This window comes from Blastococcus goldschmidtiae (assembly GCF_031845325.1).
Classification (GTDB): Bacteria; Actinomycetota; Actinomycetes; order Mycobacteriales; family Geodermatophilaceae; genus Blastococcus; species Blastococcus goldschmidtiae.
In genome coordinates, this window is sequence record NZ_JAVREI010000007.1 from 72,030 (window position 1) to 92,138 (window position 20,109).

Below are 20,109 nucleotides of genomic sequence, written 5' to 3' on the forward strand. Positions count from 1 at the left end.
GCCGACAGAAGAATCGAAGAGAGAGGACCCTTTCTGATGCCCCGTCCCGTCACGCTGTTCACCGGCCAGTGGGCCGACCTGCCGTTCGAGGAGGTGTGCCGGCTGGCCTCCGGGTGGGGCTACGACGGCCTGGAGATCGCCTGCTGGGGCGACCACCTCGACGTCGAGCGCGCCGCGAACGACGAGTCCTACGCGCAGGAGCGCCTCGCGATCCTGGAGCGGCACGGCCTGAAGGTGTTCGCGATCAGCAACCACCTCAACGGCCAGGCGGTCTGCGACGACCCGATCGACGAGCGGCACCGCGGCATGGTGCACCCGCGCGTGTGGGGCGACGGCGACCCCGAGGGCGTCCGGCAGCGGGCGGCCGAGGAGATGAAGCTGACCGCCCGGGCGGCGCGCGCGCTCGGTGTCGACGTCGTCGTCGGGTTCACCGGGAGCAAGATCTGGAAGACCGTGGCGATGTTCCCGCCGGTGCCCGAGTCGATGATCGAGGACGGCTACCGCGACTTCGCCGACCGGTGGAACCCCATCCTCGACGTGTTCGACGAGGTCGGTGTCCGGTTCGCGCACGAGGTGCACCCGTCGGAGATCGCCTACGACTACTGGACGACGGTCCGCACCATGGAGGCCATCGGGCACCGGGAGGCGTTCGGGCTGAACTGGGACCCGTCGCACTTCGTGTGGCAGGACCTGGACCCGGTCTCCTTCATCTGGGACTTCAAGGACCGGATCTACCACGTCGACTGCAAGGACGCGAAGAAGCAGGTGGGCAACGGCCGCAACGGCCGGATGGGCTCGCACCTGCCGTGGGCCGACCCGCGGCGCGGCTGGGACTTCGTCTCCACCGGGCACGGCGACGTCCCGTGGGAGGCGTGCTTCCGGATGCTCAACACGATCGGCTACGACGGCCCGATCTCGATCGAGTGGGAGGACGCCGGCATGGACCGCCTGGTCGGCGCGCCCGAGGCCCTGGAGTTCGTGCGCCGGCTGGCGTTCGACCCGCCGGCGGCGGCGTTCGACGCCGCCTTCGCCAGCGGCAACTGACGGCGAGCGGAGTGGGAGGGCGGGGAATCAGCCCTCCCACTCCGGTCAGTGGGTTCGTCCGCGCCACGCCAGGGCGGCGAGTGCGGTGAGGACGACGGCGGCCGCGATCTCCACCCAGAACGACTCCCACCAGTACATGGCCGCGGTGGACTCCGTGAAGCCGAAGAGCCCGACGGTCGTGGACAGCAGGAGCGCGGCGAGGCTGCCCAGGGCGAAGGCGGCGCCTGCCGCGGCGGCCCAGGGCAGCAGCCGGCGCGGGGCCAGCAGGACGGCGGCGGCGCCGAGCACGCCCAGCACCGTCTGGAGCAGGAACGCCGGCCCGATGACGTCGATGTCCCGGTAGCCCTGCCGCCACAGGTAGCCGTGGATCACCGCGACGACGACCAGCAGGGCGGCCCCGCCCACGCGGAGGACCGTGGTCGTGGCGCGGGACTGCTGCTGCGGCCGATCCATGGCGGCGCTCATCAGCTGACCGTCACCGTGATCTCCATGCCCATCGACCGGTGGGTGCCGACGGAGCAGTAGAAGACGTACTCGCCCGGCTCCAGCGTGACCGCGAGGGTCTCGGACCCGCCGGGGCTGAGGACCTCGGTGGCGGCGACGTCCTCGCCGTCCCGCTCGACGACCAGGTCGTGGCTGGCGCCGCCGTCGTTGGTGACCTCGATCTCGTACTCGCCGGCGGCCAGCTCGGTCTCGGAGAGCTCGATGTCGAAGTCGACCAGCGAGGCGGTGGCGCTGGTGGTCCCGGTCTCCGCCTCCACCTCCGTCTCCGTCTCGGCCTCCGCCGGTGCGGACGGGGAGCCGCCGGCGGTCGAGGGCGCCGACGAGCTCGTCTCCGGCGAGGGAGCCGCGGTGCCGGCGTCCTCCTCGGACCCACCGCAGGCGGTCAGGGCCAGCAGGCCGGCCAGCGCGAGGGGTACGGCGCGACGGGACAGGGGTGCGATGCGGTGCGACTTGGTCACGGGACGTCCTCCTGGAGGGCGGCGGCGCCACCCGGGGGGCAGCGACGTGCGGGGTGCCGGTGCTGCATCGTGCAGCACCGTGCGGGCCGGTCCTCCAGCGTTCGTTCCCGCGCGCGATCCGGATGCCTCCGGACCGGGCTCAGCCGCGGGCGGCGGCCCTCGCCTCGCGCCGGGCGTCCTTGGCGGCCAGCTTGGCCTGCTTGTTCGCCCGCTTGGTGGCCTTCTTGACCGTCACCCGGGGACGGCGCTCGGTCAGCCCGCGGGTCATCAGCCCGATGCCGATGCCGACCAGCCAGCTGTCCTTGGCCAGCGACAGCCCCTGCTCGGTGGGGGCCAGGCTGTTCGGCTTCCGCATGCCCGGCGTCTTCAGGTAGAGCCCGAGCAGGCCCCCGGAGAAGGCGGTCAGCGCGACGCCGGCGGTGAAGGTGGGCACGAACGGGGTGAGCAGCGCCGCGCCGACGGCGATCTCGGCCGCGGACAGGCCCTGCACGAACTGTTGCGGCGACACCTTCTGCAGGAAGGGGTAGGTGCCGGCGGCGAAGCCGTGCATGCCGGCCGCGGCCTCCTCGTCGGCGGCGCGCTTGCCGAGCCCGCTGTTGAGGATGAACGCCCCGGCACTGATGCGGGGGGCGATCTCGGAGAGGGTGATGGGCAGCTTCAGCATGGGGGGCCAGTGCCCAGCGCCCGTGCGGTCAATCCCACCGCCCACCGCCCGCTGGGATCAGGTGACCTGATCCCAGCGCGTCCTCCCTCACGGTGTGCGGTGAGGGAGGACGCCCGGCGGTGGGGGAGGAGGAGCGAGGGTCAGCGAGCGCCGCGACGCGAGCGCGAGCTGAAGGAGGCGGCCGACGACGATCCGGCGCGGGCGGCCAGCTCGGCCCGGGTGCGCGCCGGGCCCGACGGGCGACCGCCACCGCCGGATCCGCCCCGACCGCCGGAGGCAGCCGGCTTGGCCTTCGAGGCCCCGGTGCCCGACCCGCCGCGGCCACGACGTCCGCCACCGGAGCCCTGCGGCTGCTGCTCGACCACGGGAGCCGGCTCGACGTACGGCGCCGGCGGGCCGGCGAGCTCCTCGAGCAGCGGCGCACCGGGCTTGACCTGGCTGACCAGCGGGTTGATGCCGGCCTGGCGGGTGAGGGTGCGCACCTCGCCGACCATGTCGGGGGTGGTGATGGTGACGACGGTGCCACCGGCGCCCGCGCGGGCGGTGCGGCCCGAGCGGTGCAGGTAGGCCTTGTGCTCGGTCGGCGGGTCGACGTGCACGACCAGGGCGACGTCGTCGACGTGGATGCCGCGGGCGGCGATGTCGGTCGCGCACAGCACCCGGGTCGAGCCGTTGCTGAACGCCTCGAGGTTGCGCTCGCGGGCGTTCTGGCTCAGGTTGCCGTGCAGGTCGACGGCGGGGATGCCCTGCGCGGTGAGCTGCTTGGCCAGCTTCTTGGCCTGGTGCTTGGTGCGGGTGAACAGCACGCTGCGGCCCAGGCCCGCCGCGAGCTGGCGCACGACCTCGCCCTTGTCCGCGGTCTGCACGTGGAAGACGTGGTGGGTCATCGTGCTCACCGGGGCGACGGCCGGGTCGACCGAGTGGGTCACGGGGTTGCTCAGGTAGCGCTTGACCAGGATGTCGACGCCGTTGTCCAGCGTGGCGGAGAAGAGCATCCGCTGGCCGACCTTCGGGGTGCGGTCCATGATCCGCTTGACGCCGGGCAGGAAGCCGAGGTCGGCCATGTGGTCGGCCTCGTCGAGGATGGTGACCTCGATCGCGCCGAGGTCGCAGTGGCCCTGCTGGATGAGGTCCTCGAGCCGGCCGGGGCAGGCGATGACGACGTCGACACCTTGGGACAGCGCCTGGACCTGCGGGTTCTGGCCGACGCCACCGAAGATCGTGGTGGTGCGCATGCCCAGCGCGCGGGCCATCGGGTCGACGACGGCGGCGACCTGGTTGGCCAGCTCGCGGGTCGGGACGAGGATCAGCGAGCGCGGGCGCTTGGGCAGCCGCTTGCTGTCCGAGGCCGCCAGGCGGGCGACCAGCGGGATGGAGAAGGCGAGGGTCTTGCCCGAGCCGGTGCGGCCGCGGCCGAGCACGTCGCGCCCGCCGAGGCTGTCGGGGAGCGTCGCCACCTGGATCGGGAACGGCGCGGTGATGCCGCTGCCGGTGAGCACCTCGACGAGGGGGGCGGGGACGCCCAGGGCCTCGAAAGTGGTGTCGGTCGGCAGCACGGTGGCGTCGGCCCCGACGGGGACGACGACGGGAGCCGGCGCGGCGGGTGCCGGGCGGTCCTGCTGCTGGTTCTGCTGTCCCTGCTCGCCGGCCGGGCGGGTGCCACGACCGCGGCCGCCACGACGGCGACGGGTGCTCGGGGCGGTGGGGGAGTCGCCGGTGGGGGAGGCGGGGGAGTTGCTGATGCTGGAGGTCAAGGGAGTCCTTCGACGTTCGGTGGCTGCACTCCACCTCGCGAACGCGAGCACCGGCACGACTGCACAGGGCAGGGCGGGCTCGCATCATCGGCGAGACGTCGGTCAGCCGGGCGCACCAAGGTGGCGCAGCCTCAGCCCGACGTCGATTCCTGCCGCTCAGGGTGAGCGAGGGCGGCGCCGGTACGTACGTACTCAACCAGACGCGCCGGTGATCTGGTCCCAGGCGCGGGGAGTGACACGTCACATCGGGTGAGTGCGGAACCGGGCGCCCGGCACCGGATCCCTGCTTCTCCGCGGAAAAGCAGGCTGATTCTCCGCGGAAAGGCGGGCCGGTCGTCCGCGGAGAGGCGGGGTCTCAGCGGGCGTGCAGGGACGCGAACTCGCGGGGCGTCATGCCGGTGACGGCGGAGAAGTCGCGGGAGAAGTGCGGCTGGTCGGCGTAGCCGAGGGCGGTGGCCACCTCGGCCAGCGACGTGCCGGAGGTGCGCAGCCGCTCGGCCGCCTCCTGCAGCCGGCGGCGCTGGATCAGCCACTTCGGGGTCAGCCCGATGCGCCGGTGCACCAGCCGCTGCAGGGCCCGCTCGGCGAGCCCGAACTCCTCGCACACCTGGGCCACGCGGGTGACGTCGCTGCGGGACTCCACGAACCGCACCAGCCGGTTGACCAGCTCACCCTCGTCGTCCACCGGGAGGTAGGGGCGCAGCGCGTCGCCGAACGCGGCGACCGCCCCGGCGTGGGCGGTGGGGTCGGCCGGGTCGTCCGCCATCGCCGTCCGGACGCGGTCGGTGAGGATGCGCCCGGCGTCGCCCAGCACCTCCCCGACGTCGACGGCGCGGTCGGTGTACGCCGCCATCGGGGCACCGGTGAGCAGGAACCCGGCCGACGGGGCGCAGGCGACCCCGACCGCCCAGCCGTCGCCGGACAGCGTCGTCGTGGACAGCCCGGACACGACGCCGTAGAAGCGTGCGTAGTCCTGCGCGACGACGATCAGCGAGTTCGGGTACTGGAGCACCTTCTGCGGCGCCTCCTGCCCGGGCGGCACCGACCACACCGGGATCCAGAACCACTGCAGGAGGCCGGTGAACTCTCTCGCCGCCTCGTAGCGGTGCATGCGGTGGGAGGCGTCGCGCGGGTCCCGGAGGTGGGCCCGGCCGATGGCGTCGAGCCGGTCGCTGTCGGGTTTCATCAAGACCCAGCCTGCCGCAGTGAGGCAGTGTCAGTGCCATGAACGAGACCGCGACGTCCTACGAGACCGCCAACGGCCCGCTGACCGCCGTCCTCGACGCGCTGCCCGCAGGTGCGTGGAGCGAGCCGTCCCCGTGCGAGGCCTGGTCGGCCGCCGACGTGGTGGGGCACCTGGTGGAGACCCAGCGGGACTTCCTTGGCCAGCGCGGTCTCGAGCTCGGCGCTGCACCCGACGTGGCGGCCGACCCCGCCGCGGCCTGGCGGGACCACGCGAAGCGCGTGCGGGAGGCGCTCACCGACGACGTCGTCGCGACGCCCTACGAAGGGTTCTTCGGGCCGAGCACGGTGGGTGCGACGTTCGAGCAGTTCTACGTCTGGGACATGGTCGTGCACCGCTGGGACGTCGCCCGGACCGCCGGGCTGGACGGCACGCTCACCGACGCCGAGCTCGACCGCATCGAGCGCGGCATCGACGCCTTCGGGCCGGCGCTGTACATGGAGGGCATCTGCCGGGACGGCATCGAGCCGCCGCACGACGCCGACCGCGCCACCCGCCTGCTCGCCCACCTGGGTCGCCGCGCCTGAAGGAAGACCTCGCCGCTGGGCGACGATGCGGGTGCAGTGCGGACGATGCGGGCGCGATCGCGCCCGCATCGTCGGCAAACCACCCTCGTCGTGACCGATCGCGGGATCAGCGACGTGCGGCAAGCTCCGGGGCGACGGTGCGGCCGCGGATCAGGTCGGCGGCCCGCTCGGCGATCATGATCGTCGGCGCGTTGGTGTTGCCGCGGACCAGCGTCGGCATGACCGAGGCGTCGACCACCCGCAGGCCCGCGATGCCGTGGACCCCCAGCTGCGGGTCCACGACGGCCAGGTCGTCGGTGCCCATCCGGCAGGACGACACCGGGTGGTACAGCGACTCCAGCGTCTCGCGCACCTTTGCCCGCAGCGCGTCGCGCCCGGAGATGGCCCGACCGGGCGACCACTCGTCGGCCAGCACGGACGCCAGCGGACCGACCGAGGCGATCTCGCGGGCCTTCTCGACGCCGCACACCAGGGCATCCAGGTCGCGCTCATCGGTCAGGTAGCCGGCATCGATCGACGGCGCCCACGTCGGGTCGGCCGAGCGCAGCCGCACCGATCCCCGCGACTGCACGTCCACCAGCACGACCGCGGCGGTGAAGGCGTCGACGTCGGGGTCGACCTCGGCCTGCTTCCAGAACTTCACCGGCAGGAAGTGCATCTGCAGGTCTGGCTCGGCCAGCTGCGGGGTGGAGCGGGTGAACAGCCCCGCCTCGGCCAGGTTGGACGTCAGCGGCCCGCGGCGCGCACCGAACCACTTCGCGTAGCCCGACGGCGACTCCGCCCGGAACAGCGACTCGCCCGAGCGCACGTTCCAGACCACCGGCACCAGCGGGTGGTCCTGCAGGCCGGCGCCCACACCGGGCAGGTCGTGCACGACGTCGACACCGACCTCGCGCAGGTGGTCGGCCGGGCCGATGCCCGACAGCATCAGCAGCTGCGGGGAGTTGACCGCGCCGCCGGAGAGCACCACCTCGGCGTCGGCCCGGGCGGTGTGCAGCGAGCCGTTCCAGCGGTACTCGACCCCGGTCGCGCGGCCGCCGTCGACCAGCACCCGGGTGGTCAGGGCGCCGGTGAGCACGGTCAGGTTGGGCCGGCCCATCACCGGGTGCAGGTAGGCGTCGGCGGACGACCAGCGCCGTCCCCGCTTCTGGGTGACCTGGTACTGCCCGACGCCCTCCTGCGCGGCGCCGTTGAAGTCGTCGTTGCGCGGATACCCGGCGGCGACGGCGGACTCGACCACGGCCTTGGTCCACGCGTGCGGCGAGCGCAGATTCTCGACCCGCAGCGGCCCGCCCACCCCGTGCCACTGGTCGGCGCCGCGGGCGTTGTCCTCCATGCGCCGGAACAGCGGCAGCACGGACTCGTAGGACCAGGAGTCGTCACCGGTCAGCGACGCCCACTCGTCGTAGTCGGCCCGCGCCCCGCGGATGTAGATCATCGCGTTGATCGACGACGACCCGCCGAGCACCTTGCCCCGCGGCCAGAACAGCTTCCGGCCGTCGAGACCGGGCTGCTCCTCGGTCGTGTAGTTCCAGTCCCGCCGGGTGCGCCACACCTTGTAGAGGGCGGCGGGGATCTGCACCTCGAGCACCTTGTCCGACCCGCCGGCCTCGAGCAGCAGCACGCGCAGCGACGGGTCCTCGCTCAGCCGGCCCGCCAGCGCGGCCCCGGCCGAACCGGCCCCGACGACGACGACGTCGTACTCGTTCACCACCGGAGCACTCACCGGTGCCGTCCGTGCAGCATGCCGATCACGCGGGCCAGCTGGTCGGCGGTGTTCGCCGGCCGGCGGAAGCTCATGGGGTTGGTCGGCAGGGCGAACCGCTGGCGGGTGATCGCCTTGGCGCGGGTGAACTCCTTGAGCCCGTCCTCGCCGTGGATGCGGCCGAAGCCGGAGTCGCCCACCCCGCCGAAGGGCAGGGCCGGCACCGAGGCGAAGGTGAGCACCGAGTTGATCGACGTCATGCCGCTGCGCATCCGCCGGGCGAGGTCCATCGCCTTCGCCTTGGAGCCGGAGAAGACCGAGCCGGCCAGGCCGTAGCTGGTGTCGTTGGCCCGGGCGAGGGCCTCCTCGGCGTCGCGCACCCGGGTGATGGTCAGCGTCGGCCCGAAGGTCTCCTCGCGGATGGCGGCGGACTCCTCCGGGACGTCGAGCAGCACGGTGGGCGCCACGTAGCCCTCGCCGGGGAAGGCGTCGGCGTCGGTGCCGCCGGTGATCACCCGCGCACCGGCGGAGGCTGCGTCCTGGACGTGGCGGCGCACGACGTCGATCTGCGAGGGCATGGTCATGGGGCCGTAGGTGGCCTCGTCGTCCGGGCCCGGCCGCAGCGAGCGCACCTGGGCGGTCACCTCGGCGACGAACCGGTCGTAGACCGCGTCGGTGGCGTACACCCGCTCCACCCCGATGCAGGTCTGCCCGCCGTTGCTCATCGCGCCCCACACGGCGGCGTCGGCCGCGGCGACCACGTCGGCGTCGTCGTCGACGATCATCGCGTCCTTGCCGCCGAGCTCCAGGAGCACCGGGGTGAGCGCCTCGGCGCAGGTGGCCATCACCTTCCGGCCGGTGGGGGCGGAGCCGGTGAAGGCGATCTTGCCGACGCCCGCGCGGCACAGCGCGGCTCCGGTAGAGCCGTTGCCGGTGACCACCTGGAAGGCGTCCGCGGCGTCGGGGACGGCGGCTCGCCAGGCGGCGGCCAGCCAGGCGCCGACGGCCGGGGTGTACTCGGAGGGCTTGAAGACGACGGCGTTGCCGGCGGCCAGCGCGTAGGCGATCGAGCCCATCGGCGTGAACACCGGGTAGTTCCACGGGCCGATGACGCCGACGACGCCCAGCGGCTGGTACTCGAGGTAGGCGGCGTGGTTGGCCGCGAGCATGCCCGAGCGCACCCGCCGGGAGCCCAGCGCCTTGCGGGCGTGCCCGGCGGCCCAGGCCAGGTGGTCGATGGCCAGGCTGATCTCCAGGATCGCGTCGCCGTGGGGCTTGCCGTTCTCCCGGTGCACGAGGTCGGCCAGCTCGTGCAGCCGGCGGGCCAGGTAGCCGCGGTAGGCGTTCAGCCGCTGACGCCGCCCGTCGAACCCGAGGCCGGCCCAGAGCTCGGCCGCGACGACGGCCTTCGTCACCGTCTCGCCGACGGCGTCGTCGTCGTGGACGGGGAAGACGCCGACGACCGCGCCGGTGGCGGGCGCCGTGGACTCGAACGTGCGGGAGGTGGCGTGCCGGTCGACGCTCCCGGCGGATGCGCCGGTGACCGTGCCCATCTCTTCGGCGAGCGACATGGGTCGCAGGTTACCGACGGGTCACCTGGGCAGCAGGGGAGCGGTCAGTCGGCCGCGACGACGGCCCACGCAGTCTTCTGACCCCGCCCGACGGTGGTCCAGCCGTGCCGTACCGAGAGGTCGGCCACGAGGTAGAGGCCGAAGCCGCCCTTGCCCGGGTCGCGGCCCTGCGCGGGGGTCGGCGGGACGCCGGGCGCGGAATCGCTCACCGCGACCAGCCACTCGTCGCCGGCCCGGCTGAGCGCGGCGGCCACCGGACCGCCGCCGTGCCGGAGGGCGTTCGAGGCGAGTTCGTCGGCGATGAGGACGAGCCGCTCGGACCAGTGCTCCTCGGTGGGGCGCTCGACGGTGGCGCTGCCGGTCATGGTCGCCCGCAGCCGGGACCGCAACTTCGCCAGCTGCGACAGGGAGGTCAGCTCCTGGCACCACAGCTCGGCGAAACCGGACGGAAGGCGCGCCATCTCCCAGAGCCTCACCGTCACCGCCTTCCGCGCCTGCCGCGACCGGACGTCGCCCGTCGGGGACCCCGTGCCCGATCCCCGGAGGCGCCAACCCACGAGTCACCCGGAGGGGGTGACCCGGACTCTAGGGTCACAACCTGTGGGGAGCCCGCTCGTTGCCGACCCGTTCGGCACCGGCGAGTTGGGCCGTCGGGTGCTCACCGCGTGGACCGACTCGCCCGCACGCTTCCGCGAGGACGCCAACGCCGAGGAGGATCTGGTCCGCGGGGGCTACCGCGACCGGCTGCTGGTGGAGCTGGCGCAGAACGCGGCGGACGCGGCACGGCGGTCGGGTGAGCCGGGCCGGCTGCGGCTGGAGCTCTCCGGTGCCGGGAACCCGGTGCTGAGGGCGGCGAACACCGGAGCGCCCCTGGACGCCGCGGGCGTGGAGGGTCTGGCCACGCTGCGCGCCTCGGCCAAGCGGGACGAGCCGGGCGGCGTGGGCCGGTTCGGCGTCGGGTTCGCCGCGGTGCTGACGGTGACCGACGAGCCGGCCGTCCTCTCGACGACCGGTGGCGTGCGGTTCAGCGCCGCGCGCACCCGGGCCGCCGTCGCGGCGGTGCCGGACCTGGCCGCCGAGCTGGCCGCCCGCGACGGCGCCGTCCCGGTGCTCCGCCTCCCCGAGCCCGCCGACGGCGCCCCCGCCGAGGGCTTCGCCACTGAGGTGCTGCTGCCGTTGCGCCCGGGCCTGCGCGACGACGTCGCCGCGGCGCTGTCGGCTCTGGACGCCGAGCTGCTGCTGGGCCTGCCGGCGCTGGCCACGATCGAGGTCGTCGTCGACGGGAGCCGCCGGGTGCTGACCCGGGACGGCGCTCCGCCGCTGATCCGGCTCGCCGACGGCGACGTCGTCACCCGGTGGGCCGTCGCGACCCGCGCGGGGACGCTGTCCGCGGAGCTGCTCGCCGCCGCGCCGGTGGAGGAGCGGAGCCGATCGGGCTGGACCGTCACCTGGGCGGTGCCGGTCGACGACGACGGCGTCCCGCGGCCGCTGCCGGGACGTCAGGCGGTGCACGCACCCACGCCGAGTGACGAGCCGTTGAGCCTGCCGGTGCGGCTGATCGCTCCCTTCCCGCTCGGCCCCGACCGGCGGCACGTGCTCCCCGGCCCGGTCACCGACGCGCTGGTGTCCGCCGCGGCCGGCACGTACGCGGAGTTCCTGGCCGGGCTGCCGGCCGACCCCGCGGTGCTCGCGCTCGTGCCCCGCCCCCGGCTGGCCGGGGCGGAGCTGGACGCCGCCGTGTGCGCCGCGGTGCTCGACCGGCTGCGGGACACCGCGTGGCTGCCCGGGGCGGGGGAGGCCCGGCGGGGAGCGCCGGCGCGGGCGGTGGTGCTCGTCGACGCCGGCGACGAGCTGGTCGCCGCGCTGACCGGTGTGCTGCCCGGGCTCCTCCCGGCCGGCTGGTCGCGGCGCACCGACGGTCCGGCGCTGGCCGCGCTGGGCGTGCGGCGGATCGGGATCGCCGAGGCGGTCGAGGCGGTGCGCGGGGTCGACCGGCCGCCGGCCTGGTGGGCCCGGCTCTACGCCGCGCTGGACGGCGCCGACCGCGAGGAACTCGGTGCGCTGCCGGTGTCGCTGGCCGACGGCCGGACCGCGCACGGGCCGGCGGGCGTGCTGCTGCCCGAGGAGGACCTGCCCGCCGCCCGGCTCGGCCCGCTCGGGCTGCGGCTGGCCGACCCCGCCGCCGTCGCGGACCCGGCCGCACGGCGGCTGCTGGAACGGCTGGGCGCGCGGCCGGCCACCCCGGCGGCGGTGCTGGCCGACCCGGCCGTGCGGGCGGTCGTCGAGCAGTCGCTGGACGCGGTCGACGACGCCGTCCCGGGAGGGGCGGACCCCGACGAGCTGGCCGCCGCCGTCCTCGCCCTGGTCGCCGCGGCCGGACCGGCGGCCGACGGGGCGGCCTGGCTGGCCGAGCTCGCCCTGCCCGATGCCGACGGCGGCTGGGCGCCCGCGGGCGAGCTGGTGCTCCCGGGCGCGCCGCTGGCCGGCGTGCTGGAGCCGGGCGCGCTGGGCGTCCTGGACCCGGCCTTCGCCGCGACGGTCGACGCCGGAGCGCTGCGGCGGACCGGCGTCCTCGACACGTTCGCGCTCGTGGCCGCCGAGGACCCCGGTGGGCTCGACGTCGACGGCGTCGACGACTGGATCGACGCCGTCCTCGACCGGCTGCCGGCGGATGCGCCGCCGCCGGAGTGGCCGGCCGTGACCGCCGTCCGCGACCTGGAGCTGGTGGCCGACTGGCCGGCCGCACTCGGGCTGCTCGCCCGGCTGCCCGCGCCGGCGTGGGACGACGTGCAGCTGGGCGGGACGGCGGTGCCGGGCTACCTGCGCTGGTGGCTGTCCACCCACCCGGTCCTCGACGGACAGCGGCCCGACCGCGTACGCCGGCCGGGACCAGGCCCGTTACAGGGACTGTACGAACCGGTGCACGTCCCTCCGGAGCTGCTCGAGCTGCTCTGCCTCCCGGCCACGCTCGCGGACGTGCTGGCCGACGTCGACGGCGCCGTCGAGCTCCTGCACCGGCTCGGCGACCGCAGGCGCACGGTGCGGTGGAGCGTGCTGCGGACGGTTTACGCCCAGCTGGCCCGCGCGCTCGACGGCGTCGACGTGGCACCGCCGGCCCGGGTGCGGGTGGCGCCCGACCGGGTGTCCGCGGATGCCGTCGTCCTCGACGCGCCCTGGCTGCAGCCACTGGTGCGAACCGACGTCGTCCCCGCCGGGGGGCTCCCGGGGCCGGTGGCCGATCTGCTGGACCTCCCGCTGGCGTCGGAGGTGATCACCGGGACCGTCGCCGGGTCCCCGGGCCCCGCCCGGCGCTGGGCGGAGCTGCCCGGGGCCGACCTGGCGGCGGCCCGGCTGGGGCTGGACGAGCTGCCCGGCGAGGTCGCGGTGGACGCGCGGCTCGCCGTCGGCGACCGGCCGGTGCCGTGGTGGCCGGGGGAGCCGGACCTGGTCGACGGCAGCCCCGCAGCGCTGGGCCGGGCGCTGGCCTGGCGGGCAGGGCGGTGGGAGCTGCGCCAGGCGCTGGCGGAGGTGTTCGCCCACCCCGCTCGCGCCCTCGACCTGGCGGCCGAGGACGCGATCGGCTGACGCCTCCGGGCGCCGGAGCGGTCGAGTGCGACGAACTGGTGGCCATCAGACGCTGATCGCCACCAGTTCGTCGCACTCGGCGGGGGACCCGGACCGCTACTGGCCCCACCGGGGGATCGCGGTGGCCCCGGGCGCGTGGCCGTGCGTCGAGGGGCGGCCCCCGCGCCCCGAACGCGGAGCGCCCGGACCGGGTGCCCGCGACGTGCGGGTCCAGCAGTCGAACAGCGAGCGCCACTGCGCGGCGGTGAGCGCCGTCGGCCGGGTGGTCGGCGGCAGGCCCTCGTGCCGCAGCCACTGCACCCCGGCGGTGCCGGGCAGCTGGGCGCGCAGCAGCGGCCCCAGGGGGGCCGACGCCGACGCCAGCACGGCGGAGGCCAGACGGTCGAAGGCTGCGGTGTCGGACTCGGGCAGGCCGGCGCGGACGTCGGCCGCGGGGCCGGTGGACAGGGGGCCAGGACGTGACACGGGTACCTCCAGGTGAGGCGGTTCGGATGTCCCCGGGCAGCACAGGGCCCGGCGGAGGGAGGGTGCGGAAGGCGGCGGTGACGGATCACCGCGGCCGGCCGGCCGGGCGGAGCCGGGACCGGCGAGGAGCGCGAGGGCTCGGAGAGGGCGCGGATGCCCGGATCTCAGGAGGTGCGCAGGCGCACGGAGTGCCGCATGGCCGGAAACCTACGAAGGCGGCCGGGGGGCCGTCGAGCGAATTACCGGCCCTCGTCCGTGCTGCCGGCCCCGCGAGCGGCCTGCCGGGCCTGGTGGGCCTCCCACTTCTGCCGGTCCCGCCGCCGGGCCGCCTCGTTCCGGTCCCACTTCTGCTGGCGACGGAGGGCTCGTGCCTGCTCCCGCTCCTCGTAGGTGGAGTGCTCGTCCCACCCGCTGGCCGCGAGGGCGATGCCCAGCGCGGTGACGAGCACGACGGCCACGGCGGTGGCGACGATCACGTCGAGGAGCACGAACGCCGTGGCCGTCAGGGCGAGAACGAGGACGGCGCCGAGGACTGCGCCGAGCAGGCGTCCGCGTCGGGGCTTCGTCGTCACCGGCCCAGTATCCGCGCCGCCGGCGGGGACCGGGCCGGGGCCTTGTCAGTGTCGTGCGGTGTCCGTACGGTGGGCCCAGCGGTTCAACCAGTCAGCCGTTCCCCGTGCTGCGGATCCGTTGCGCGCCCCTGAATGGGGTACGTCCGTCCGACGTAGCGGGTTCCGGTTCCACCCGCCCGAGAGGCGCACCCGTGGCCGCATCCTTCGCCGAACCGCCGGTCACCGATCTCGTCCGTGTCGACGTCGTCGCCCAGGGCCGGACCGTGCGGGTCATCACCGCCGGTGAGGTCGACTCCTCGTCCGCACCCGTGCTGGAGAGCCACCTCGCCGGGGTGTTCGAGGAGTCCCTCGACGAGCTGGTCGTCGACCTCTGCGGCGTCACCTTCCTCGACTCCGCCGGACTGTGCGTCCTGGCCGCGGCGCACCGCCGGGCCGGCGAGAAGCGGGTCACGATGCGCGTGCTGGCCTCCTCCCGCGCCGTCGTGCGGCCGCTGCAGATCACCGGGCTGTGGCAGCTCCTCGGCGCCGAGCACGTCGAGTCCACGTCGGTCGACCAGAGCGTCGCCTGACCGTCGTTCAGAGCGTCGCCCGACCTCTGCACGCCGGGCTGCCTGCCGGTAGCCCGGCCACCTGCCCGTAGCCCCGCCGCGGCCGACGAGCCGCCGCGCACCCGCCGTGGGAGGGTGCGTGCACGCCCTGCTGTGCCGCCGGGCACACTTCCTACGACGTGCGCCGGCCGCTCCAGGGGCCGCGGACGCGGACCTACCCAGGAGGACACCCGTGCGAGATGCGGTCATCTGCGAGCCCTTGCGAACCCCGGTCGGAGGCTTCGGCGGCTCGCTGCGCGACGTGCCGGTGCAGGAGCTCGCCGCGACGGTCATCCGGGCGCTGATCGAGCGCACCGGCATCCCGCCCGAGTCCGTCGAGGACGTCCTGCTGGGCCACTGCTACCCGACCATGGACGCGCCGGCGATCGGCCGCGTGGCCGCGCTGAACGCCGGCCTGCCCGTCACCGCCTCCGGCCTGCAGATCGACCGCCGCTGCGGCTCCGGGCTGCAGGCCGTCGTCAACGCCGCGATGCAGGTGCAGTCGGGCGCCTCCGACCTCGTCCTGGCCGGTGGTGCCGAGTCGATGAGCAACGCGCCGTTCTACTCGACCGCCATGCGCTGGGGGGTCAAGGCCGGTACCGGCGTCCTGCTCGAGGACGGCCTGGTGCGCGGCCGGGTCACCGCCGGCGGCACCAACCACCCGGTGCCCGGCGGCATGCTGGAGACCGCGGAGAACCTCCGGCGCGAGTACGAGATCGGGCGCGAGGAGCAGGACGAGTACGCCGTCCGCAGCCACCAGCGCGCAGCTGCCGCCACCGAGGCCGGCCGCTTCGCCGACGAGATCGTGCCGGTCACCGTCAAGGGCCGGAAGAGCGAGACCGTCGTCGACCGCGACGAGCACATCCGGCCCGACTCGAACATCGAGACCCTCGCCCGGCTCCGCCCGATCATGGGCCGGGACGACGCCGAGGCCACGGTCACCGCCGGCAACGCCAGCGGGCAGAACGACGGCGCCGCGGTCTGCATCGTGACCACGCCCGAGAAGGCCGCCGAGCTCGGGCTGCGGCCGCTGGCCCGGCTGGTCTCCTGGAGCGTCGCCGGCGTCCCGCCGCGGACCATGGGCATCGGCCCGGTCCCGGCGACGGCCAAGGCGCTCGCGATCGCCGGTCTCGAGCTGGCCGAGATCGACCTGATCGAGCTCAACGAGGCCTTCGCCAGCCAGGTGCTCGCCGTCGCCCGCGAGTGGAAGTTCACCGACGCGGACTGGGAGCGGACCAACGTCAACGGTTCCGGCATCTCCCTGGGTCACCCCGTGGGCGCGACCGGCGGGCGGATCCTGGCCACCTTGCTGCGCGAGATGGACCGCCGCGAGGCGCGCTACGGCCTGGAGACGATGTGCATCGGCGGCGGGCAGGGCCTGGCCGCGGTGTTCGAGCGCATCGCCTGACCAAGGACCCCCAGCCCCCCACCACTCGCAGGCTCGCGGCGGGTCCCTGCAGCGAGGCCGCGAACCGCTCGACGAAGAGGAGCACGGAATGAGCAAGGTCGCGATCGTCACCGGTGCCGCACGAGGCATCGGGGCGGCCACCGCACTGCGGCTGGCACAGGACGGCTTCGCCGTCGCCGTCCTGGACCTCAAGGCCGAGGACTGCGCCGACACGGTCGCCGCGATCGAGTCCGCCGGCGGACGGGGCCTGGCCGTGGCCGCCGACGTCGGGGACGCCGAGCAGGTGGAGGCCGCCGTCGAGCGGATCGCCACGGAGCTCGGCCCGCCGGTGGTGCTGGTCAACAACGCCGGCGTCACCCGCGACAACCTGCTGTTCAAGATGAGCGACGCCGACTGGGACGTCGTGATGCACGTGCACCTGCGTGGCTCGTTCCTCATGACCCGGGCCGCCCAGAAGCACATGATCGAGGCCAAGTGGGGCCGGATCGTCAACCTGTCGAGCGTCTCCGCGCTCGGCAACCGCGGCCAGGCGAACTACGCCACCGCCAAGGCGGGGCTGCAGGGCTTCACCAAGACCCTCGCCATCGAACTGGGCAAGTTCGGCGTCACGGCCAACGCCATCGCCCCCGGGTTCATCGTCACCGACATGACCAAGGCGACCGCCGAGCGGATCGGTGAGGAGTGGGAGCCCTACGTGGCCAAGCGCGCCGCGGCGATCCCGGTCGCCCGGGCCGGGCAGCCCGAGGACATCGCACACACCGTCTCGTTCTTCGTGAGCGAGGGCGCCGGCTTCGTCTCCGGCCAGGTCATCTACGCCGCCGGCGGCCCGCGGACCTGAGTCCGCGGACCAGGCGTCAGGGCCGGGGCCAGTCGCCCGCGAGAGCGGAGTCGACGGCCTCGGCCCGTCGCCGTACGTCCTCGGCCGTCCAGCCGACGGGCAGCTCGTCGTCGTACTGGGCGACGAGGTGGTCCCGCTCCCGGCGGACGGCTTCCTGCTGCACCGGTGACCGGACGTGCCACGCCGTTTCGGTGAGCACGCCGAACACCCGCTCGGCCACGGCCGGATCGGTCCCGCCGTAGGACCGCGGCTGGGTGAGGGCCAGCGACAGCAGGGCGGGGTAGTCCCAGGACGGCACCAGCAGCCGCTGCGTGCCGTTCTCGTCGGCGAGCCTGCGGTGCCACGTGGTCCGGCACGCCGCCAGGCCGAGCATGTCGGAGACGTGCGAGAGCGCGTGGACGGCGGTCGTCGGGTCGTTGATGCCGGGGGAGAGGGCCCGCGCGGCGATGTCGACCAGCTTGCGGAGCCCGTAGCTGGGGTCGCCGGAGTACGCCCGCTCGTAGCTGAGGACCAGCTGCTCGTCGACGGCCACCTCGAGCTCCTCGATCGGCGGCTCCGAGCTCGTCCCGACGCTCCAGGTCCAGGCCACCGGGATGCCGGCGAGCACCGACTCGCCCGGGCGGGGGATCAGCCGCAGCACCGCACCCGCCTCGGTCGCCGCGGCCAGCAGCGGGCCCTCCACGACCTGCACGAGGAACCCGCTGTGCCGGGCGAGCAGGGGCCGGGCGTGGGCGGGGACCGGCGGCAGGTCGACGTCGGGCATGTCGTCGTCGGCCTGGTCCCCGGCGAGCCGGCGCAGCGTCGCGGCGCCCTCCACGTGGACGTCCCGGAGCATCGTCTCGACCCGGAGCTGGCGGCTCTGGTGGCTGAGGAAGGCGACCAGCGCGCCCACCGAGGCCAGGGCCAGGACCAGGGCCACGGTCACCGACAGCCGCGGGACGAACGCCCCCACACCGGCCTCGTCGGCCGAGCGCACCGTGCGCAGCACGACCAGCGCGAAGACGAACGTGCCGAGCAGGACGCCCAGGCAGACCTGGACCACGCGGTCGCGCACGAAGGTCTGCAGCAGCCGCGGGGAGTACTGGCTGCTGGCCAGCTGCAGGGTGACGATCGTCAGCGAGAAGAGCAGCGTCGTGACCGAGATCAGCGACGACGCGATCGCCGACAGCACGGTGCGTGCCGCCGACGGCCCCCCGCCGAACACGTAGGCCAGCGGCTCGTTGTCCTCACCCTGCTGGAGCCACGTGTCCACCTCCGGCAGCAGGAAGGCCAGCCCGACGGCGGCCAGGACGGCCAGCGTCGGCAGCGGCCAGAGCGCCCCTCCGACGATGCGACGGACGCTGCTGAACCAGCCGCCGCGCGGGTTCGAGTGCCGGCTCACGACGACGGGTCGCGGTCGGGATAGCGGGCACGGGCCAGGGCGTAGATGCCGAACGCGGCGAACCCGAGCGCGATGCCGGCCAGCAGCCACGGTCCGGCGTGCACCCGGGCGATCGCGGTCAGGGCGCCGTCGAGCCCCGTGGCGTCGGTGACGTCGGCGGAGGTCGCCGCCCGCCACAGCAGGACGCCGACCAGCCCGAACGCGATGCCCTTGGCGACGTAGCCGATCCGGCCGATGCCCTCGATGACCGGCTCCCAGCGGTCGGGCGCGGCGGGCAGGTCGACGTCCCGCATGAAGCCGCCGGTGAAGCCGCGGACCAGCGTGTACAGGCCGACCGCGACGACCCCGGCGGCGACCAGGCAGACCGCCGCCGTCCCCCCGGGGATCCGCAGCGCGTCGTCGGTGAGCGCGGGCAGCCGCTCGTCGGCCTCGTACTCCAGCCCCAGGGCGAACAGCAGCGCCGTCGTGCCGAGGAACGCGTAGACCCCGCCCTTGGCCAGGCACTTGGCACAGACCAGCGCGGTGCGCCGGCGGTGCGCCGGGTGGAGCAGCCCGCGCCACCAGAGCAGGACCTCGCCGGCCTGCCACAGACCGAGACAGAGCAGGCCCAGGCCGATCGCCCACAGCAGGACGCGTCCGCCCGGACCGGCGCCCACGGTCTGCAGCGCACCGGTCTGGTCGGCGTCGGCGCCCTGCAGTCCCAGCGCCATGCGGGCGGCCAGGAACGCGATGAGCAGGTGCACGGCGCCGTAGGCGATGAGGCCGACCCGGGCCAGGTGGGTGAGCACGGGGTGGTCGGTGACCCCGCGGGCCTGCTCGATGGCGGAGTGCACCCGATGAAGGACCCCGCTTCCTCCCACCACTCGCGAGCTCGCGGCGGGACCCTGAAGCGGGGCCACTAGGTCCGCTCGGGGTAGCGGGCGCGGACGAACAGGTAGGCCCCGAAGGCGGCGATGCCGAGCCCGACCAGGGTCAGCAGGATCTGGCCGAAGGGCGCCTGGACGATGAGCCGCAGCGCGCCGTCGAGACCAGCTGCCTTGGCCGGGTCGAAGGTGACCGCCGCCCACACCAGCATCCCGCCGACGACACCCAGGGCGATGCCCTTCGCGGGGTAGCCGACCTGCCCGAGCCGGGTGACCAGCCGGACCGCCGAGTGCGGGGCCTCGCTCAGGTCGATCTCCTTGAGGAAGCGCTTCGACACCCCCTTGTAGACGTGGTAGACGCCGACCCCGACCACCACCAGCCCGGCGAGGCCCACCAGCCAGCGCCCGGCCGGCCAGCCGAAGACGCCGTTCACCGTGCCCTGCGTGCTCGAGGATCCGGACGAGCCGCTGCTGGTGACGACGCGGAACGCCAGCACCGCCAGCGCGCCGTAGATGATCGCCTTGGCGACCGCCTTGCCCGACCGCTCGAGGGCCTGGGTGCGCGCCTTGCCCGACGCAGACCAGCCCGAGCGCCAGCGGAAGATCTCCAGCGCCTGCCACACCGCCAGGGCGATCAGCCCGATCGCGACCACCCACAGCAGCGGCTTGCCGAGCGGGGACTCCGCGAGGGTCTGCAGCGCACCGGTCTGGTTGGCCGAGTCGCTGGCCTTCCCCCAGGCCAGCTGCACGGCCAGCCAGGCCAGCACCAGGTGGACCACGCCGTAGGCCACCAGCCCGACCCGGGCCAGCTTCTCGAGGCCGTCGTTGTCAGCGGCCCTCGCCGCGTTCTCAGCCGAACCGTGCACGCTCATGTCCGCCTTTCCTGTCGTCGGCGGATGATCAACGCCTCACAGTGGCACGACTGCCCGTCCGGTGCCTG

19 protein-coding genes are annotated in these 20,109 nt (G+C 74.6%); 6 read left to right on the forward strand and 13 right to left on the reverse strand.

Annotation, left to right across the window (positions count from 1 at the left end):
- The first annotated feature begins 36 nt into the window (after positions 1-36).
- Positions 37-1,044 (forward strand): sugar phosphate isomerase/epimerase family protein, encoded by a 1,008-nt coding sequence (locus tag RM425_RS11820; RefSeq protein WP_311345403.1) that lies wholly within the window; start codon positions 37-39, stop codon positions 1,042-1,044.
- A 45-nt stretch (positions 1,045-1,089) separates the two neighbouring features.
- Here the strand turns inward: RM425_RS11820 and RM425_RS11825 are convergent, their stop codons facing one another.
- The 5 genes from RM425_RS11825 to RM425_RS11845 all read right to left on the reverse strand — a co-directional run bounded on the left by RM425_RS11825 (position 1,090) and on the right by RM425_RS11845 (position 5,610).
- Positions 1,090-1,509 carry a hypothetical protein gene (locus tag RM425_RS11825; RefSeq protein ID WP_311345404.1) on the reverse strand — a complete coding sequence of 140 codons (420 nt, stop codon included), beginning with the start codon at positions 1,507-1,509 and terminating at the stop codon, positions 1,090-1,092.
- Positions 1,509-2,006 (reverse strand): cupredoxin domain-containing protein, encoded by a 498-nt coding sequence (locus RM425_RS11830; RefSeq protein WP_311345405.1) that lies wholly within the window; start codon positions 2,004-2,006, stop codon positions 1,509-1,511. The genes RM425_RS11825 and RM425_RS11830 overlap by 1 nt, the downstream gene beginning before the upstream one ends.
- Before the next feature lie 139 nt (positions 2,007-2,145).
- Positions 2,146-2,670, reverse strand: coding sequence for a hypothetical protein (locus RM425_RS11835; protein WP_311345406.1), 525 nt, complete (start codon positions 2,668-2,670; stop codon positions 2,146-2,148).
- A 140-nt stretch (positions 2,671-2,810) separates the two neighbouring features.
- Complete coding sequence (locus RM425_RS11840) at positions 2,811-4,424, reverse strand: DEAD/DEAH box helicase (protein WP_311345407.1); 1,614 nt, start codon at positions 4,422-4,424, stop codon at positions 2,811-2,813.
- 355 nt (positions 4,425-4,779) lie between these two features.
- Positions 4,780-5,610 (reverse strand): helix-turn-helix transcriptional regulator, encoded by an 831-nt coding sequence (locus tag RM425_RS11845; protein WP_311345408.1) that lies wholly within the window; start codon positions 5,608-5,610, stop codon positions 4,780-4,782.
- A gap of 38 nt (positions 5,611-5,648) precedes the next feature.
- Here RM425_RS11845 and RM425_RS11850 point away from each other — a divergent pair, with 38 nt between their 5' ends.
- The gene (locus RM425_RS11850) at positions 5,649-6,194 is read left to right on the forward strand and encodes a maleylpyruvate isomerase family mycothiol-dependent enzyme (RefSeq protein WP_311345409.1); all 546 of its coding nucleotides are present in this window, start codon (positions 5,649-5,651) and stop codon (positions 6,192-6,194) included.
- A gap of 106 nt (positions 6,195-6,300) precedes the next feature.
- On the opposite strand, the gene RM425_RS11855 is transcribed toward RM425_RS11850, so the two are convergent.
- The 3 genes from RM425_RS11855 to RM425_RS11865 are packed head-to-tail and all read right to left on the reverse strand — an operon-like array spanning position 6,301 to position 9,931.
- Positions 6,301-7,920 (reverse strand): GMC family oxidoreductase, encoded by a 1,620-nt coding sequence (locus RM425_RS11855; protein WP_311345410.1) that lies wholly within the window; start codon positions 7,918-7,920, stop codon positions 6,301-6,303.
- Positions 7,917-9,470 (reverse strand): aldehyde dehydrogenase family protein, encoded by a 1,554-nt coding sequence (locus RM425_RS11860; RefSeq protein WP_311345411.1) that lies wholly within the window; start codon positions 9,468-9,470, stop codon positions 7,917-7,919. The genes RM425_RS11855 and RM425_RS11860 overlap by 4 nt, the downstream gene beginning before the upstream one ends.
- A 44-nt stretch (positions 9,471-9,514) precedes the next feature.
- Entirely contained in the window at positions 9,515-9,931 is a 417-nt protein-coding gene (locus RM425_RS11865) for an ATP-binding protein (protein ID WP_311345412.1), read from the reverse strand.
- A 139-nt stretch (positions 9,932-10,070) separates the two neighbouring features.
- Here RM425_RS11865 and RM425_RS11870 point away from each other — a divergent pair, with 139 nt between their 5' ends.
- Positions 10,071-13,055 carry a sacsin N-terminal ATP-binding-like domain-containing protein gene (locus RM425_RS11870; protein ID WP_311345413.1) on the forward strand — a complete coding sequence of 995 codons (2,985 nt, stop codon included), beginning with the start codon at positions 10,071-10,073 and terminating at the stop codon, positions 13,053-13,055.
- Between the two features lie 96 nt (positions 13,056-13,151).
- Here RM425_RS11870 and RM425_RS11875 read toward each other — a convergent pair whose 3' ends face one another.
- Together RM425_RS11875 and RM425_RS11880 are read right to left on the reverse strand one after the other, a co-directional pair.
- Positions 13,152-13,520, reverse strand: coding sequence for a hypothetical protein (locus tag RM425_RS11875; protein WP_311345414.1), 369 nt, complete (start codon positions 13,518-13,520; stop codon positions 13,152-13,154).
- Positions 13,521-13,759: 239 nt separating this feature from the next.
- Positions 13,760-14,092 carry a hypothetical protein gene (locus tag RM425_RS11880; protein ID WP_311345415.1) on the reverse strand — a complete coding sequence of 111 codons (333 nt, stop codon included), beginning with the start codon at positions 14,090-14,092 and terminating at the stop codon, positions 13,760-13,762.
- A 191-nt stretch (positions 14,093-14,283) separates the two neighbouring features.
- Between RM425_RS11880 and RM425_RS11885 the strand changes: the two genes are divergently transcribed.
- The 3 genes from RM425_RS11885 (at position 14,284) to fabG (ending at position 16,925) form a co-directional block, all read left to right on the forward strand.
- The gene (locus tag RM425_RS11885) at positions 14,284-14,661 is read left to right on the forward strand and encodes an STAS domain-containing protein (protein WP_311345416.1); all 378 of its coding nucleotides are present in this window, start codon (positions 14,284-14,286) and stop codon (positions 14,659-14,661) included.
- Between the two features lie 211 nt (positions 14,662-14,872).
- Positions 14,873-16,087 carry an acetyl-CoA C-acetyltransferase gene (locus RM425_RS11890; protein WP_311345417.1) on the forward strand — a complete coding sequence of 405 codons (1,215 nt, stop codon included), beginning with the start codon at positions 14,873-14,875 and terminating at the stop codon, positions 16,085-16,087.
- An 88-nt stretch (positions 16,088-16,175) separates the two neighbouring features.
- Positions 16,176-16,925, forward strand: a complete 750-nt coding sequence (gene fabG, locus RM425_RS11895) for a 3-oxoacyl-ACP reductase FabG (protein ID WP_311345418.1) — start codon at positions 16,176-16,178, stop codon at positions 16,923-16,925.
- 16 nt (positions 16,926-16,941) lie between these two features.
- Here the strand turns inward: fabG and RM425_RS11900 are convergent, their stop codons facing one another.
- The 3 genes from RM425_RS11900 to RM425_RS11910 form a co-directional block, all read right to left on the reverse strand.
- The gene (locus RM425_RS11900) at positions 16,942-18,306 is read right to left on the reverse strand and encodes a DUF2254 domain-containing protein (protein WP_311345419.1); all 1,365 of its coding nucleotides are present in this window, start codon (positions 18,304-18,306) and stop codon (positions 16,942-16,944) included.
- The gene (locus RM425_RS11905) at positions 18,303-19,139 is read right to left on the reverse strand and encodes a DUF1206 domain-containing protein (protein WP_311345420.1); all 837 of its coding nucleotides are present in this window, start codon (positions 19,137-19,139) and stop codon (positions 18,303-18,305) included. Before RM425_RS11905 ends, RM425_RS11900 begins: the two co-directional genes overlap by 4 nt.
- Positions 19,140-19,204: 65 nt before the next feature.
- A complete protein-coding gene (locus RM425_RS11910; protein WP_311345421.1) occupies positions 19,205-20,041 on the reverse strand; it encodes a DUF1206 domain-containing protein in 837 nt (278 codons plus the stop codon).
- Positions 20,042-20,109: the final 68 nt, after the last annotated feature.

What these genes read in the sequence shown, in the direction of transcription:
- RM425_RS11860 (WP_311345411.1), bottom strand. Translation starts at nt 9,470, where the DNA reads ATGTCGCTCGCCGAAGAGATGGGCACGGTCACCGGCGCATCCGCCGGG.
- RM425_RS11845 (WP_311345408.1), bottom strand. Translation starts at nt 5,610, where the DNA reads ATGAAACCCGACAGCGACCGGCTCGACGCCATCGGCCGGGCCCACCTC.
- fabG (WP_311345418.1), top strand. Translation starts at nt 16,176, where the DNA reads ATGAGCAAGGTCGCGATCGTCACCGGTGCCGCACGAGGCATCGGGGCG.
- RM425_RS11820 (WP_311345403.1), top strand. Translation starts at nt 37, where the DNA reads ATGCCCCGTCCCGTCACGCTGTTCACCGGCCAGTGGGCCGACCTGCCG.
- RM425_RS11865 (WP_311345412.1), bottom strand. Translation starts at nt 9,931, where the DNA reads ATGGCGCGCCTTCCGTCCGGTTTCGCCGAGCTGTGGTGCCAGGAGCTG.
- RM425_RS11835 (WP_311345406.1), bottom strand. Translation starts at nt 2,670, where the DNA reads ATGCTGAAGCTGCCCATCACCCTCTCCGAGATCGCCCCCCGCATCAGT.
- RM425_RS11910 (WP_311345421.1), bottom strand. Translation starts at nt 20,041, where the DNA reads ATGAGCGTGCACGGTTCGGCTGAGAACGCGGCGAGGGCCGCTGACAAC.
- RM425_RS11850 (WP_311345409.1), top strand. Translation starts at nt 5,649, where the DNA reads ATGAACGAGACCGCGACGTCCTACGAGACCGCCAACGGCCCGCTGACC.
- RM425_RS11825 (WP_311345404.1), bottom strand. Translation starts at nt 1,509, where the DNA reads ATGAGCGCCGCCATGGATCGGCCGCAGCAGCAGTCCCGCGCCACGACC.